Raw genomic sequence first — 16,809 nt, 5'->3', positions numbered from 1 at the left:
ATTTTAGCTTGGCCAAAAAGGAATTAGCGATGAAAACAATAAGCGTTATAACAGGTTTTGTTGTGATTGTAGTTTTTTTCGTCTTGTTTTTCGATTTATTTCCGAATGACAGTGCGGACCAGTCGCTAGAAAACAGAAATACTTCCCCAGTTTCCTTTAGTGAAAATACCCAGAGCGAAAGCATACCTCTACCGCAAGATTCAAATACCGATGATTTGTATCTTGAAAGAAATAATTCTGATGCCGCTAAATTAGGTCTACAAACCGATCCTGAACTCCTTGCTGAAATAGAACGAGAGATGCAATTTTCTGAAGCACCTGAAGGTGACTTGTCTTATATGTCTCCTGAATCTGAAACTTTACAATTAGACGGAGAGTTTCCTGCGGTTGCGCCAGACCCACAGATGACCATGCCTGGAAATATCGACGCACAAGATGATATTTCATCAAAAGATATTGGGAAGCCTTTAGAAAAAAATACGAAAATGGATGATTTACCGCTCAACTAATTGGTATGGTACAAAGTTACAAAGTTAGAACGGTCTATATAGTGTTATCAATCAAATTTTTTCAACGTATGAAGTCGTGTGTGTGTAGTAAGGCGGTAGTAAGGTGACAGTGGCATGAAATTAGTTGTTATTGGCAATTGCCAGGCTAGGCCCCTTGCTAACTATATCGAAAAGCTTGTACCAACCATAAGCGTAACAGCTACGCCAATTGTTCATTTATTGAAAGATAGCGATGAGGCAGAATATCGCGACGCGCTCAACGATGCAGATGTTATTGTTACGCAAATGATTTCAGATGCTTACCCATGTAAGTTTATTCGAACCAGCGAAATAAAGCGCTTGTATGGCGATAAAACGCATACTATTTTGAACCTTTATTTTAGCGGCTTTACCCCCGATTTGATGTACATTCGCCACCCTGAAGTAACCACACTTAGGGGGCCTCTTGGCGAATATCATAATAAAACTATTCTTGATGGATGGCTGTTAGGGATCAGTCAGCAGCAGGTTGCGAACTGGTTGTCAGACCCGTTCTACAATAAACAAGAATATGGTAAAGAAGATCAAAAGTCGCTTGACGAATTGAAAGCAAGAGATGCAGTAGTAGATGTAAAAATTGCAGATTTTATAGAGTCTACCCGCAAGCAATCGAGAACTTTCTTCACTTTCAATCATCCTGCATCGGTATTGTTAATCGAGTACGCAAAACGAATCTGTGAGCGAATCGTGGGTGAAAGAGGAAGTGATATCGCTATAAACTCACAGTTAGAGCCGTTAAACCAGCTTATTCCTCTTGTTCCCCCTGGCATTCAATGTGTTGAAGTTAGTAGAAAGGAATCAAAAGGAACAAACGTACTATCAATAGACGGGCCCAATGTGGAGCTAGGTGGAACTGCAATGTTCACCAACGAAGAGTTAGTATCTCAGTTTTACGCTATCTACGAACAAAATGCAGCATTTTTAAGATCGAAGTATGACACCTAATACTATTGTTCAGTACTGGAATACGCCAGAGTTACCAAACGATATTGCAGAATTAGTAGAAACATGGAAGAACTACAACCCTTCAATGGAACACAAGCTGTTTGGGTATGAAGAAGCCTGCGCCTTTATTGGTCAGCATTACAACAGTGAAGTAGAAAGCTTGTTCAAGTTAGCAGCACTTCCTGCCATGCAGTCTGACATATTTCGTGTAGCCTATTGTTTAAAAATGGGTGGGTTTTATGTTGATTGCGGTATTAGATGTAAGGCGCCTATACAACCTTTGCTGTCTAGTGACTTACTTCTTTTAGTTAGAAAGTGGCATGGCGGTATTATGAACGGTGCAATAGGGTGTCGGGCCGGTCATCCCGCACTAGAGTGGATTTGGAATCATATTTTAAAAAACTTGAAAGAGCGCAATAGTAATGATGTCTGGCGTTTAACAGGGCCATTGTCGTTTAATCAAATGGTAGAAAGTGGCGAGTTTGAAAATAGCTTAAACATTGTGGAACAGGCGGCTACCAAACCCTTCTTTGACATTGTTAATGAGCTAGAACACAAAAAAAAGCACTGGTCTAAAGAGCAAGAAAAGCAGAGCGTGTTTTCGGATGAAGCAGTAAGCGAAGAAACCAATGTTTTGCAAAAACCTGCTCCAGTTCAGAAAACTGATACATCGCTTCCAAGCTCCGAAGTTAAACCATTTACCGCTAGAGACAGTGTTGACACTTCAAATTGCCAAGTGACTATAAGCGGAGGGTTTGTTAAAGAAAACGTAAGCCGCTTAGTTATGAACGTAAGCGGAATTGCACTTACATCAGGCGAGAGCAAACCGTTTCCTATCATTGTTAATAAGCGTGGAGATAGAGCGGAAGTAGAATTCTATGCGCCATTGCCTCATCGCTATTTTCCTCTACGTCAGTTTGTCAAAAGTGGTAATAACGGCGTTACTGACTACATGCTAGTAATGCCCGAAAACGCTGAAAATAGTGCGTTCTACAAGCTTTCAACCACCGATCAATCCGATTTGATAACTATACTAATGCAGCTGCACATAGCGTTATCGAAACAACAGGCTTTGTTTGAAAATAACGTAATAGAAAGCACTATTGGTGGCTTAGAAATGTGGTGCCAAACAATTGAAACGCTTATTGCCAGGTTATCAGAAGTAAAAACAAAAGAAGTAAGCAATAGTGACACTAGTAGTGCCAGTATAAAAATAGCGGTTAAGAAACTAGCTTTAATAACTAAAACTGACGCCAACAACGCACTTAATAACAATTTAGCGCTCAATGGCGAGGCTAACATTGAGGGGGCTACAAAGCCTACATTTTTCAATGTGCTTTTGTCAGCAGACAGTAAAGTAAATAACGTATTATCAGTTAGTGTAGACAACCCAGCATTAAAATTACGTACAGTAGAGTTAACTCAAGCAATCGCAGAAAAAATACACAAAACTGATTGTAAGGGTATAACCCCTCAATATTCGCTAGAACGCTGGTACTTTGCAATAAAGAGCTTTGTTAATGAAAATGGCTAGTAGCAAAACAGTAAGTTCATCTTTGAGCAGCATAATTAAGGAATTTTAAGTGGGTCAAACGTTAGTTATTGCACCTAATGAAAGCTTGTTCACTTATGCAGGTATTCAGGGTGAAGAAAAAGAACACCAAAGTCATCAGGGAGCGCTCGCTCTAAGCCTAAATTGGTCTGAAGAACAGGAATCGCAAAGCAATGCTGCTGGTTTTATAAAAAGCGTTGTTAATGCAGCCGCGCCAAACCTAAATATAGCGATAAAGCAGGCAGGTGAAGATATAAGCAAGGCACAATCGATTACAGCATTGCTTGTTTCGCCAGAAGCTTATGTGGTTGCGCTATTTGCTAGTAGGCCTGTAAAAGAAGCTGAATTATCTAACGCTTTAGAAAACTGGAACAGTTACTTCAAAGCTTTACTGCAGCATCAGTACTTATTGGGCGAGCAATTTTCTATCAAATTGTTAAGTAATTCTGTGTTGTCAAACGAGCAGCAAGCACTAGCTCAAACAGTGCGTTGTGCGCTGAAGGGGAATATTGATACAAATGAAATACTGCAGCAGTTCGAAGGTTTTAGCGTAGATGATAATACTGAGTCGTGGGCTAAGGTTGTTCACTTCGGTTTGCAGCAGTATCAAAGCCTTATAAGTGCAAAGAATGAAAATGCGAAGAAAGATTTATTATTAAACGCCGCTAAAAACGAAAAAGAAGGCATTGAAAAAGCGCTTAAAGAACAGCACGAAGAAGTGAAGTTAAACAAGCAAAAAATTCAAGTTCTTCAAGGCGAGTTAGAAACAAAGGAAACTGAAGCTAAAAAAAACCAAGCTGCTATTGCCGAACTAACACAGCAAAACCGCGATATTAACTCTGAACTAGCGCAGGCTAGTGGGGAAAACAAAGCACTTGTAGCTGAAAGCAATGAACAAAAAAGCGAGAATGAACTGCTAGTGCTTCAAATTCAGCAGTTGCAAGAAGAGCTAGAGGTTGTTTTTACTGATGCCGAAAATAGCAAAGTTACAATTGCCGGCTTAGAAGTTAAGCATGCCGACATCAATCGCCAGTTGGCCGAGGCTAATTCTGAAAAGCAAAACCTAGTTCAAGAAAGCAAAGCTAACGCAGATGAAAACGCGCTGTTACAACTTCAAATTCAACAGCTTCAAGAAGAATTAGAAGCAACCTTTTCAAAACTAACGCAGGTGCAACAGCAGTTAGAAAACGCAGAGCAAACGAATACGCAATTAAAAGCTGCAACGAAAGAAAAACAGCCAGACCCTGAGGTTGTTAATACGTTAAAAGAAAAATTGTTGGCTGCAGAAGATGAGAACGCGCTCTTAGTATTGCAAATAAGCCAATTGCAAGAAGAGCTAGAAAGTATTTATGTACAATTCGAAGAACATAAAAATACAAGCGCAGGCCTAATAAATAAGCTAGAGGCTAAGTTGTCAAATTCAGAAGATAATGGGCCAGCATTAAGGAAAGAGTTAGAAAACGCTATGAGTGAACAGGAACTATTACAGTTACAAATAAAGCAGCTTCAAGAAGAGCTAGAGTTTTATTTTACTGAATACCAAAAACTAAAGGGCGAGTCACCCGATAATAAAGCCCTTAGTGAATTTAAGAGCAAAATAGAGGAGCGCTTCCCACATCTGGTACTAAGTGAAGGCGTAACCTTAACCGGTGGTGCAAACCAAAAAGATCTGCAGCGCATAACTGCTCGTTTCACTCAAGTAGAGCACGCCGACAAACACTGGAATGCATTTTCTGTAATTGTTAACGACAGAAAAGGTGTACTAGACGTTGAGTTTCATGCACCAGACAACAAACGTGTTTATCCATTGTCAAAATTTGTTAAAACGGGCAGCAATAAAGTGTGCGACTTTTCGCTACTTAGTCCATTTACTGATGCGGGCAAAAAAGCGTTGGCAGAGCTATCAGCAGAAGATCACCTATTGCTTATAGGAATAGTTGAGGAACTAAAAACTAAACTTCAGCAAAGCGACGTGCAACGTACAGATGCCACCGCGAATCTAGATATTGCCCCATGGCCAGAAAAGCTATTAAAACTTTCAATTGCACTAAAAAAGCTTACGCCCAGCCCAGCACCAAAACCGCTTAACTTTAAAAAGCTAAGCCTTAAACAAAATATGGTAGGCGCTACAAACGAGCATTTACTTATTTGTATTGAAAACTTACAAGCAAACGGCATTAGCTACCCCGCTTTCGATATTAAAATTGGCGCAAAGCAAATAAAAGATAAAGTATTCACCGAATACGGAAGCCTAGAGTTTAGAGAACTTGCTAACAACCAAGCACCACTGGCTAGCTGGCCGCCCGCAACAGAAGACAAGTGGGGGCTAAAACTAGTACTTGATTTACCTGCACAGATAAACGAGCAGCAGCAAAACGCAATCGACAGCTTAAAAGAAGAAGACAAGTTGTTCATAAAGGAGCTGCTAACCAAGCTAGCTGACAGGCTTCATACGCTCGACCGTAAGAAGCTTAAAGTTAACCAGCCGCTTGAAAACTGGCAGACGCTGATATCAGGTATGGTTGCAAAGTTCTAAAAGAACGTAAGGAGGGGCTATGAGTGATTTATTACAAATAGTGAAAGGGCTGTCGATGCAACCCAAGTGCGTGTTAGTTCTTGGTGCACGTACTGAAGCTATGCTTAATTGGTTGTTTTCTTTAACAGCTACAGAGGTTGTTTTGGTAGAGCCAGAACCAGCAATGTTTGAAAAAGCCACACTACTGCATAACGCTAAAGGCTCGCCCGAGAGTGTGGTAATAAAGCACGGCGTACCAGCGTTTGATGCTAAGCAAAAAAGCATGCGCTATTTTGTTTCAAATGTGCCGGGCTATTCTTCTGTACTCCCCCCTAATGTAATTAAAAGTATTCGACCTGCACTGGAATTTACTGAACAAGATGCCGCAGTTATTGAGCTGCAGCCTTTGCTACAGCAGTTCGATATTTCAGAAAGCCGCCCCTGCTTGCTTGTTTCGCAGGTTAACGGTGCAGAGCAGCAATGTTTGAACAACCAAGTATTAAATGCCTTCACCCATGTGGTAATACAAAGTTCATTAAAGCCTGTCTTTGGTGAAACTAAACCAGTAGAAAAGCTTAAAAAACAGTTTACAGAATGTGGGCGAGATTACCTTGTATTAGCTGAGTCTATGCCGCCTTACTCTAATTTTGTGGCGACTAAAAAAGTACATGCTGAGCAAGCTCTGAGCTACTTCAGTCAACGTCAGCAGCATAGAGAAATTAAAGTAGCGTTAGAGAATCAGTTAAATGCTTCTCAAAGCGATGTCAAAAAAATTACCGAAGAATTACAGCAGGCTAAAGAGCAACTTCAAACTGCACAGCAGCAGAGTAAAGGAAAGCTAAAGCAGTTGGGCGATGAATTGCAGCAGACCAAACATCAGTTGCAAGCAGCTAAACAACAGAGTGGAGAAAAGCAAAAGCAGTTAAGCGATGAGCTGCAGCAGGTTAAACAGAATTTGCTGGCAGAAAAGCAGCGTTTTGAGGAATCTAAAGCTTCACTCAATAATGAATTAGCGCTGCAAAAGCAAACGGTGGAAACTGTATGCTCAGAAAAAGATAAGCAGCGCAAGGAGCTACTTGAAAAAATTGAGCATGTCCAAAACTCGGAGCGTAAGCAAATTGCTGCGTTAGAACTAACAAGTAAGTTGAATTTAAAGTTGCAAACAGACCTGGACGCATTAAGAGTTAGTTACGCTAAGAAAGCTAAAGATGAAACTGAGCTTAAAGAATTGGTAAACGAGCTTTATGCAAAATTGAAGCATGCTTCAAAATTCTATTACGAGTTAGAGAAAAAATACCCTGAGTTAATAGAAGAGCAGCGTGGATAAAGAAGTGGATAATTTCAAAAGGCTGAGGGTAGAGCTCGATGAGGCTTTATCTCTATTAAATGATAGTGACAAAGTGACTAAGAGTGTAGGCTCTTTGGAAACTAGCACTCTTGTTGATGCTCAAAGCCTCCTTTCTCGTTGTGAAAATGCGCTAGAAAAAAGGCAATCTAATAAAAAAGTGATTAGGTCGATACATCATTTTGCTTGCAGCGGTGGAACTGTTCTTTCGAAATGTATCTCAGCTATGCCTAATACGTTCTTAATTAGTGAAGTACACCCAACAACAACACTCACAATTAACCCATCGATTATTGAGTTTCGGCCAACCGATATTACTTCGCTGGGTAGATATGCAAATCTTCCAAGAATGGATGAATTAGCTGAAAAAATGTTCCTATCGCAAATAGATGTAGCTAATGAACATTTGAATGCTATGTCCTCTAAATTAGTGCTTAGGGAGCATACTCATTCCGATTACTGCTTGGGCGATGAGGACGCTATCGCTAATGAACCAGTGTTAGTTAAGCTATTTAAGCAGCGCTATTCGCATAGAAAGCTCGCTACTGTAAGAAATCCGATAGATTCTTTTGTGTCGCTACAAGCTAATGGTTGGTTACATTTTAGCCCTCCTTCATTTGATCAATATTGTGAAAGATTGTTAGCTTTTATTAGTCATTTCGAGGATTGCGAAATTGTTAAGTATGAAGACTTTGTCGCTGAACCAAAAATAGTTATGCAGCGAATTACAGGAATTTTAGACATCGAATATTCTCCGTATTTTGAAGATATTTTTAGTATTTTTAAAGTTACGGGGGACAGTGGAAGGAGCAGTGATGTAATTTCCGAACGGCCACGGAGGGCAATAAACGGAGAATTAAAAAAAGAAATTTATGCAAGCAAACACTATACGCGGGTATGTGAATTACTCAATTATAAGAGATAACTACTTGAGCACGCTTTTTCGAGCCAATGTAGTTGATAGTTAATATAGAATAATAATCTTATGTTTTACCAATTATTTGAACAAGCCATTGTAATAATTAAGAAGCCTAAGCCAGATCAAAAGGCCCTTCACAATGTTACAGATAGCATCGTACATGAATTTGTTTCAAAGGACGCTTCCGAAGCATCCCTTAAGTTGTTCTCTTTCCTATTTTTCAAAACCAAACGCAACCATAAATCTATTTCTTTTTTTAGTAATGAGACAGCCAAGTATTTAATGGTAGGTTTTGAAAAAGATCCTTCTAACTTAACGTCTACTTTTATTCACAGCTTGGCTATTTATGAACAGTCGTCAAATGTTTATTTTTTAGAAAAATTGACCTATTCAGCTTGGCGGTTTAAGAAAATTGCAGTTGAAGTGGTAAGGGAGTGCAAAGTTTATGGGTAAATTCGATGTGATTACTTCGTTTGCATTCTTCGACGGCGTAATGAAAGAGCCAATCGAAAAAGCATTGAAAAGCCATATTGAAAACGGAAATATCAATTTAATTCACATTGTTACTGAGTCAGAAGTACACGCGATAATCGATAATTTTAAATACGCGAATGATAAGAAAGTGTGTGTTGTGAAAAATGCAACTCGACCTACATTTCAAACGTTAATTGGTTATAGCAACACATTACTGACTAACAATAGTGCAGATGTTACCGCAATTATTAACGGTGACGTGAGTTTTTCTGATGAATTAGCTGTTAAGAAATCAATGGACTTATTCGCCCAGGAACGGTTTCCTGCTAACGGTATGTTAGCATTAAGCCGCCATGAGGTTATTAATGGCAAGCTGGAAATGTATTTAAAGCGCGATAATAGCTTACCGAATTACGTGTCTGCAGATGCGTGGGTGTTTAATAAACCGTGCGTACTGAAGCAAGATGCTTTCTATTTTATGGGGCAAATGAATTGTGACTTAATGCTTGCGTCTGATCTAATAGATTCTGGATATCAGCCATTAAATCCATGTTTAGATATCGTCATTATTCATCATGAAGGTGAGCTTAAATCTGATGAATATTATGACGGTGAAAACGAAAAAGAAAGTACTATAAATGCGAAGTATTTCTTTCTCGCATCTCGTTTGAATCCTTCTGGAGCAGTACGTGGTGTTCCGTGGATATCTTGTTCATGGCTAGACAGTAATTACACGGGTAAAAACTATTATTTCAATACAAGAAGAACTGTTTGGCTGTTACTTAGAAACGAAGAAAAGCTATTCAATTCGTACTTGCAAGCGCTAAAAGGTTTAGAAGCCATTGCTGCTAAACGTAACATGCAAATAAATATTGTCATCGAAGGTAATATTACAACTAATTTGATAAGCATTTTTTCCGATGTCCTCTCTTTGAATGAGTCCATATACTTCCACAGTGTTGATAGCATCTCTGATTTTATTGACTGTGCACTGAATGGTATCGTAACTTGGTCAGATTCGTTTGCTATTGTAAATGACGTAAGCCGACTTACTCGCAATGTAGTTGAACAAGTAGACGAATTTTTTGTGGACCTCAGAAATGTAAATAAAATCAATTTCTGCGGCCCTGATGCTCTAGGCGTTGACGTAAAGTGGTTCCTTAACCATAGATACGAAGATAAATTTGAAGGTGAAATCTCTTACTCTGAATATGATAAACGAAAGTGTTCACTTGTAACTTCAATGTTTAAAACAGATGAGTTTATTGAAACGTTCATCAATAATTGTCAGGCGTTGGATAAATACGAAGAAATCGATCATTTTTATCTCACTGCTAACCCTACAAAAGTAGAACTTCAAAGTATCAAACGCATTCTTCGTGAACAGAAGAATGCTATTTTTGTCTGGAACAGGCAAGATCCGGGGCTATATGAGTGCTGGAATATTGGCATACGAATGTCCTCCACTGAGTTTATATCTAATGCTAATGTGGATGACTTGCGTGACCCAGAGCATGTGAACACGCTGGTTCATGATTTAATGAATAGAGGTGGGTATGCGTTTGCTGCCAGTGCACTTCACCCTTTCTATACTTTTTCAGGAGACTTGGACACTCACAAAATAGAACACCCGTGGTACAGCGACCAGGAAGGTTCGGTTGAGTTTCTTACACTAGGTAACTTAGAAGAGAATGACAACGGTAGTTATACATTAAACCCTCACAACATTCCCCATTGTATGCCTATTTGGCGACGTGATTTACATGACAAGTACGGTTTTTTTGACGAGGACCGCTATGGAACTTTCGCGGATTGGGCATTTTGGCTAAAAGTGACCAACGACGGCGAAGTGGGATACCTAAATGGCAAGGGGCTTGGATATTATTACGTAAACCTTGAATCGCACAATCGGCGTGGCGATAAACTGGCAGTATTTCACCAAAAAGTAGAAGATGACTTCGTGCCATTCTTTCTCCATAAGCGTAAGATAAAAGAACAGGCGCCCCCTAGAAAGCTAAACATTTTCGGTTCAAACTTACACTATGGCGAGCACAGAAATAGTTTTAACAAGATAGCTGAATCATTGCTTCCACTCGAAACCAGTGATAATGGCGTACTCTTTCTCCCCTTTATTGAGCGTTATTTCGTATGGGGCGATGAGCCGGGTGAAGCTGCCTCAGCTACCCCGACTCCTATAGAGCGACCATGGGTGGGTATTTTACATGTTCCTTTTTTTGCACCTAGCTGGTTTCACACGCCGGTATCGCCTGAAGTTATTTTTGAATCTGAATTATGGAAAGCATCGCTGCCAAACTGTAAAGGACTCATAACATTAAGTAATGACTTAAAAAGAGATGTAGAATGGTACTTACCTGGTATTCCGGTTGTCTCATTATTACATCCAACAGATTTCGATAACCTCAAGCCATTTGATTACGAGAAGTATGTAAATACGCCTACAATAGTGCAAGCTGGGGACTGGCTTCGTAAATTGCAAGCCATTCATCAAATTAAGGCGAATGGTCATAGGCGTGTGATGTTGAAGAAAACACATACAGATAGCTATTTACAAAATGAGATTAGCACTTTTGGAAATAGGATCGACCCCGACGTCGAAGTGTTCACGATGGTATCCAATGAGGAATACGACGAACTGCTAAGTAGTTCAGTAGTGATATGTTGGTTGTACGCAACTGCAGCAAATAATTTAGTGCTCGAGTGTATTGCCCGTAAAACCCCGTTGCTAATAAATCCGCTACCGAGCGTGGTGGAGTATTTAGGCCCAGATTATCCACTTTACATCAACGATATTGCAGAGGCCGAAAAACTGTTAGCAGATAAGCAGCGCATTAAGGCGGCTCATGACTACTTAAGTAACAAGCGATTTAGAGAAGAACTGTCTTATCAAAAATTCTTTGAGGAGTTCAGGGACTCAGCTTTTTATTATGAGCTTTGATTTTGCGTGAACACTATAGAAATTACAAATAGGAAAAGTAATGAAAAATCTTTTACTGGTTCACCTTGGCCGAAGTGGTTCAACTGTATTAGGAAATCTCGTAGGTCAGTATCCTGGTATAAATTGGTTGGGTGAAGTATTCACTCTAGAAGAGCAAAAAGGCCGAACATTTAAGACCGAAGATGAAATGAACAACTACTTTGATAAGTTATATACAAGTGAAAAGAACGCGTTTGGAATTGAAGTAAAACTTATCAATATTTTAAGAGTAGCTCCTGAAAATGAAGATAGTGTAAATGCAGTAAAAAGATATCTGCAGTTCGTTAATGAGCTAGCAGAGAAGTATGAGCTTACTCCTGTACTCTTGTTGAGAAATAATATTCTTAAGCGACTGGTTTCATGTCATGCCGCCGCAAAATCAGGAGTATGGCATATTGAAAATGACGGGAAAAAACATAAAAGCTCAACGCTTAACCTGCCAGTCAACGAACTAAAAGACTGGGATACAGGGTTCTCAGGTTCACTTAATGACGTGCTTTATAATGGCGCAGCTATAAACTTGCTACTCGAAAATTATTTTCGTGATAACAGTTGGAATGTGCTGTACTACGAAAAAGATGTTGAAAATGATCCAGTCAGTAGTGCAAATAAGTTGATAGATCTATCTATTGGAAACGAAGAAAAAGAGAGCATTAATCTGCACGTAAAGTTTGGCAAAACAAACCCTGTAGGCCTAGTCGAAAAATTAGAAAATTATAATGAGATTTCAAACTTAATAGACTCAGAATTTCGCTGGATGTTGATTGAGTAACAGTAAAAAGGTTGATTTACATGAAAAAAGCACTTATTACCGGTGTAACCGGCCAGGACGGCTCTTATTTAGCCGAGTTTTTATTAGAAAAGGGATACGAAGTTCACGGTATTAAGCGTCGTGCTTCATTGTTTAATACAGAACGTGTTGATCATATTTATGAAGATCCGCACGTAGAAAACGCTAACTTCATTTTGCACTATGGTGATTTGACGGATTCTTCAAATCTTATCCGCATTATGCAAGAAGTGCAGCCAGACGAAGTGTATAACCTTGGTGCCCAGTCACACGTTGCGGTATCTTTTGAAGCACCTGAGTACACAGCAGATGTAGATGCTATGGGTACTCTACGCTTGCTAGAAGCTATTCGCTTTTTAGGCCTTGAAAAGAAAACTAAGTTCTACCAAGCGTCTACTTCAGAGCTTTACGGTGAAGTTCAAGAAATTCCGCAGAAAGAGACTACGCCGTTTCACCCGCGCTCTCCTTACGCAGTAGCAAAAATGTACGCATACTGGATTGCGGTTAACTACCGCGAGTCTTACGGTATTTATGCTTGTAACGGTATTTTGTTTAACCATGAATCTCCACGCCGCGGTGAAACGTTTGTTACCCGTAAAATCACTCGTGGTATCGCTAATATTGCTCAAGGTTTAGAGTCTAAGCTTTACCTTGGCAACATGGATGCACTTCGTGACTGGGGGCACGCAAAAGATTATGTACGTATGCAGTGGATGATGTTGCAACAAGATAAACCAGAAGATTTTGTTATTGCTACTGGTAAGCAAATATCGGTTCGCGAATTCGTGCGTATGTCAGCAGAGAATGCAGGTATTACTGTTGAATTTACGGGCGAAGGCGTGAAAGAAATCGCTACGGTAACGGCAGTAGATAATGAAACTGCACCAGGTGTGAAAGTGGGTGATGTTATTGTAGAGGTAGACCCACGTTACTTCCGCCCTGCAGAAGTAGAAACGCTTCTAGGCGATCCTACAAAAGCAAAAGAGAAGCTAGGATGGGTACCAGAAATTACCGTTGAGGAAATGTGCGCAGAAATGGTTGCACACGACCTTGGTAAAGCAAAGCAACATGCACTATTGAAGAAGCATGGTTATTCGGTTGCTGTAGCTAAAGAATAGACATTTCTAGCCGCTAAGCTTTAGATAAAGGCGACTCATGTCGCCTTTATCTATTTCATTACCCAATAACTTATACTTTTATCAATTTTTGTATATGGTTATAAGCTTTTAGCTAGATTTAAGCCAAAGTCACTTGCTGTTAAGGAATAATAAATAATGCAAGATAACGTTTCTTTGTTTCTAGGGGCATTTCCCAAAATCTACTGTTTATCATTGCCCTCTAGCGCAGAGCGACGTGGTTACATGGAACGCTTCATCGCGCAATATGAACTAAGTAATCTAGAATTCATCGATGCTGCCACGCCAGAAAGTGATGACGTAAAAACGCTATACGAAGAATCCAAAGTACACACGTTCCCAAGTTGCTTCAGATGCGGAAATTTAGAATGTGGTGATAGTAGTTGTAATAACACATTGATTCCCGTTCAGGTAGCTACATTTGCAAGTTATATTCGGATGTTAAAAGCTTTTTTAGCTAGCAGCGAAGAGTATGCCTTGTTTATTGAAGATGACATTAAGCTTACCGAACGTGCAAGTGTGTTATGCCAACAGGCGATTTCAAATGACTGGGTTAGCGAGTCAAAACTTCAACATAGTGAACCTGCTCTATTACAGTTTGGCTGGGCGTTATGTGATGATCATAAAAGTGATAAAGAACTGAGGTTGTCAGATTTTCTTGGGAAAATGTCAAACCCCGCTTTTGCACTGAATAAAGCCATGGCACAAGAGATATTGGGGCGTTTCGAGAAGGTCGACACCACAGTCGATATATTCATACACAGAATATGCGCAAATACTTCAAATGCTAAAACCTTTTACCCTCCCTTATTTTACGAAATGAGTTGGAGCACGGGGGAAGTAGAGTCAACCATTCACCCAAAGCCAATTAGACTCTCTTATCTTGAAGCAAATGGTGGAAAAACTGAAGAGATAGAGCATGCTACCAATGCGTTAATTCAACATAAAAAGCATACTGATGTATACCCGCTTCTTATAATCGGCCACCCTAGGTGTGGTTCAGGCTACAGTGCGTCACTTTGCCAAGCTATTGGACTAAAAATTGGCCACGAGAAACTAGAAGATGATGGTATTTGCTCGTGGATGTTTGCTACAGAAGATGATTGCCCATGGGCGCTGAATGATGGTGCGCGCTCAAGACGCTTTAAATATTTCAGGCATGTCGCTATGCATGTGAGAGACCCTCGCACTGCTGTAGCAAGTATTATGAGAGAAAATAAACATGCGCCCGTGTCATATGAATTCCGCAAAAAGCACATAAAGCTGCGTTGTGGGGTTGATTTAGATAGTTTCGAAAGTGAGTTTTCAAGGGCTGTTGCGAGCTATATTTACTGGAATAAGCTAGTTTTGGAGCAGAAACCGAATGTTGTATTTCGTGTTGAAGATGAAGCAGACAAGTTAGTTGGTTATATAGAAACAAACTGCGAGGTGAAACTGCCAGCGAACATTGAATACCCTCACAAAGCTATCAACTCTAATAAAAGATATCAGGGCAAGACTGTGGAAAAGCCAACTGTTGATTTTGAAAAATTTTCATCGCTGCCAGAAAAACTAAAAAATGAGCTTAATTTGCAATGCGTTTATTTTGGCTACCGCGAATTTGTATAGTTGTTAAGTGATATTCAACTCTAAAGTGTAGGATTAATTTTACCGTTTTGAACTGCTTAAAATTACTCGTAGTAGATATAGTTTGAATTCACTATCGTATCGTTGAGTAGCAGTTAAAAAAAGAACTTCTACATTGAGAGTATTAATCTGAGCAGCAGGTACTTCAAGGCTACGACACATAGCTGTATTAATAGTTAGTAAAACTATAAAGAGAAATACATTGAAAAATATTGGTTTACCTCAAAGCATAAATGAAATAGAGCGCCTTACAAGTCAGGCAGCAAGCGCTAGAGATAAAATTAGCAGTTTAACCATGTTTGACCAAGACGCAGAGTTTATTTCGCTAGGTTTTAATTGCAGTACAGCTCACTATTTAAGAGAGATCGGACTAAGAAAGGCTGCATATCCATTTGACTGGGTATTCGCTAGCCCAGAGATAATTGTTGATGCATGTAACGACTCATTTAATGCATTTATGGATAAGGCTCAATGGAGCCAACATCCCAATGTAAACGCTGTGACGCACAAACGCTACCATGAGTATTTCTTTACACATAAGGACCCCCTGAATATTACAGCCGACTTCGACTACTATCGAAGAGCTTCTGATAGATTTATAGAAAGTTTGAATTCAGATAAGCAACTTTGTTTTGTTATTACGCCCATTACAGAGCCTGAGAAACGTCAAAGGTGGGCTCAGGGCTTTACGCAAATTGTAAAGCGTCCCTCACTCACTGGAGTTGCATCAGTTTGGGAGTTAATTCGCCATTTAAAATCATTGCATAACAACTCAAAATTTATTGTTGTCGAGCATTATACACAGAGAGCCTTGGAAGCATCGGTCCTTGATATACAAAAAGATCTAGTACACTTGCGCTTTTGTGCCGGCGGGGAAAGTAGCGGAAAAAAATTTATCGAAGAATATGACGATCACAGTTTCAAAATCATGCTTTCCGGTCTAAATGCAAATTTAAATTAACCTAAGGCGAAATAAATTGATAGTTTTGCACGAACCAAAAATAATAGTGCTTAAGGCTAGAAAAGTCGCGAGTACCTCATTTGAAATAGCGTTGTCTAAGTTTGCTACAGAGAATTCCATAATTACACCAATTACGGAAAACGATGAAAATATAAGAAAGGAATTGGGATTTCGAGGGCCACAAAACTATAAGTATACTGATGGTGAATCTTTAGTTATTGATAACCCTAAAGACTCTAAAAAATTTCATGACGAAAGAGACTCGTTTAAATTCTATAATCATATTTCAGCTGAAAATGCTAAGTGCCGATTAGGCAATGTAATTTGGAATAGCTATACTAAAATTTCCATCATAAGAAACCCTTTTGAATACACGGTCAGCATTTAGTTTTTTTCTATTGAGTATGCAGGGGAAGCAACCGCAAGATGTCAATTTTGAGCAATGGTGTTTAGCTAATCAAGATAAGTTATCGCTCAATGATGATATTTACAATATAGCTGGAAAAAATGTAATTGATATTATGCTTAATTATGAGCGACTGCGAGAGGATGTTTGTCTTCTTGAAAGCCGTTTCGGGCCACTAAAAGGTCTCGCGGATACATTTAGAGGAATAACTGCTAAAGCCAAAATAAGGCCCGAATATGCCACAGTAAAATATATGTTTGGGCAGGCGCCTAAAGCTCGTGAGTTTATTGCTGACTTGCATTCAGAAAGTATTAATAAATACAAATTCAAAATTCCCTAAATCGGTAGATCGGATATAATAATCTAGTGAAATATTTATAATTTTTCATAGGGGAACGCTTAATTTAAAGTTTTTTGTCTATTGAAATTAATTAGTTATAAGCTTAACAAATATTTTTCAGAGCTAAGAGGAACGGTTCCCTCCTGCTAGTAGATACCACGAGAATTGTTGTTCTAAATTTCTGTCTAGAAGCGAGTTAGTCAATTCGCCTTTACTTCCTTAGGATAACCTAAAGTAGCTGCGTGCTTATCTGTCAA

General features: G+C 39.3%; 14 protein-coding genes. All 14 read left to right on the top strand.

Annotated features, from left to right (window positions below; all coding sequences use genetic code 11):
• The first annotated feature begins 29 nt into the window (after positions 1–29).
• The 14 genes from KUL49_RS14580 (at position 30) to KUL49_RS14515 (ending at position 16,552) form a co-directional block, all read left to right on the top strand.
• Positions 30–509, top strand: a complete 480-nt coding sequence (locus KUL49_RS14580) for a hypothetical protein (protein WP_131137773.1) — start codon at positions 30–32, stop codon at positions 507–509.
• Positions 510–623: 114 nt separating this feature from the next.
• Entirely contained in the window at positions 624–1,493 is an 870-nt protein-coding gene (locus KUL49_RS14575; protein ID WP_110289318.1) for a WcbI family polysaccharide biosynthesis putative acetyltransferase, read from the top strand.
• The gene (locus KUL49_RS14570; RefSeq protein ID WP_131137772.1) at positions 1,483–3,027 is read left to right on the top strand and encodes a glycosyltransferase family 32 protein; all 1,545 of its coding nucleotides are present in this window, start codon (positions 1,483–1,485) and stop codon (positions 3,025–3,027) included. Before KUL49_RS14575 ends, KUL49_RS14570 begins: the two co-directional genes overlap by 11 nt.
• A gap of 49 nt (positions 3,028–3,076) precedes the next feature.
• Complete coding sequence (locus tag KUL49_RS14565; protein ID WP_131137771.1) at positions 3,077–5,581, top strand: hypothetical protein; 2,505 nt, start codon at positions 3,077–3,079, stop codon at positions 5,579–5,581.
• A gap of 19 nt (positions 5,582–5,600) precedes the next feature.
• On the top strand, positions 5,601–6,887 hold the full coding sequence (locus KUL49_RS14560; protein WP_131137770.1) for a hypothetical protein: 1,287 nt from the start codon (positions 5,601–5,603) through the stop codon (positions 6,885–6,887).
• Entirely contained in the window at positions 6,880–7,830 is a 951-nt protein-coding gene (locus KUL49_RS14555; protein ID WP_131137769.1) for a hypothetical protein, read from the top strand. The genes KUL49_RS14560 and KUL49_RS14555 overlap by 8 nt, the downstream gene beginning before the upstream one ends.
• A 60-nt stretch (positions 7,831–7,890) precedes the next feature.
• Positions 7,891–8,277, top strand: coding sequence for a hypothetical protein (locus KUL49_RS14550; protein WP_131137768.1), 387 nt, complete (start codon positions 7,891–7,893; stop codon positions 8,275–8,277).
• Positions 8,270–11,254 (top strand): hypothetical protein, encoded by a 2,985-nt coding sequence (locus tag KUL49_RS14545; RefSeq protein WP_131137767.1) that lies wholly within the window; start codon positions 8,270–8,272, stop codon positions 11,252–11,254. The genes KUL49_RS14550 and KUL49_RS14545 overlap by 8 nt, the downstream gene beginning before the upstream one ends.
• A gap of 40 nt (positions 11,255–11,294) precedes the next feature.
• Entirely contained in the window at positions 11,295–12,065 is a 771-nt protein-coding gene (locus KUL49_RS14540; RefSeq protein ID WP_131137766.1) for a hypothetical protein, read from the top strand.
• Between the two features lie 20 nt (positions 12,066–12,085).
• On the top strand, positions 12,086–13,201 hold the full coding sequence (gene gmd, locus KUL49_RS14535) for a GDP-mannose 4,6-dehydratase (protein ID WP_131137765.1): 1,116 nt from the start codon (positions 12,086–12,088) through the stop codon (positions 13,199–13,201).
• Between the two features lie 156 nt (positions 13,202–13,357).
• Positions 13,358–14,827 carry a glycosyltransferase family 25 protein gene (locus KUL49_RS14530; RefSeq protein WP_131137764.1) on the top strand — a complete coding sequence of 490 codons (1,470 nt, stop codon included), beginning with the start codon at positions 13,358–13,360 and terminating at the stop codon, positions 14,825–14,827.
• Positions 14,828–15,047: 220 nt separating this feature from the next.
• Positions 15,048–15,806 carry a DUF1796 family putative cysteine peptidase gene (locus KUL49_RS14525; RefSeq protein WP_131137763.1) on the top strand — a complete coding sequence of 253 codons (759 nt, stop codon included), beginning with the start codon at positions 15,048–15,050 and terminating at the stop codon, positions 15,804–15,806.
• A 16-nt stretch (positions 15,807–15,822) separates the two neighbouring features.
• Positions 15,823–16,194 (top strand): sulfotransferase family 2 domain-containing protein, encoded by a 372-nt coding sequence (locus tag KUL49_RS14520; RefSeq protein ID WP_165477911.1) that lies wholly within the window; start codon positions 15,823–15,825, stop codon positions 16,192–16,194.
• On the top strand, positions 16,172–16,552 hold the full coding sequence (locus KUL49_RS14515) for a hypothetical protein (protein WP_131137762.1): 381 nt from the start codon (positions 16,172–16,174) through the stop codon (positions 16,550–16,552). The genes KUL49_RS14520 and KUL49_RS14515 overlap by 23 nt, the downstream gene beginning before the upstream one ends.
• The last annotated feature ends 257 nt before the right edge of the window (positions 16,553–16,809 follow it).

The sequence above is a fragment of the Alteromonas sp. KUL17 genome (assembly GCF_006538305.1).
Classification (GTDB): Bacteria; Pseudomonadota; Gammaproteobacteria; order Enterobacterales; family Alteromonadaceae; genus Alteromonas; species Alteromonas macleodii.
Note: the sequence above shows the minus strand (reverse complement) of the source record. Positions and strands in the feature narration are given on the sequence as shown.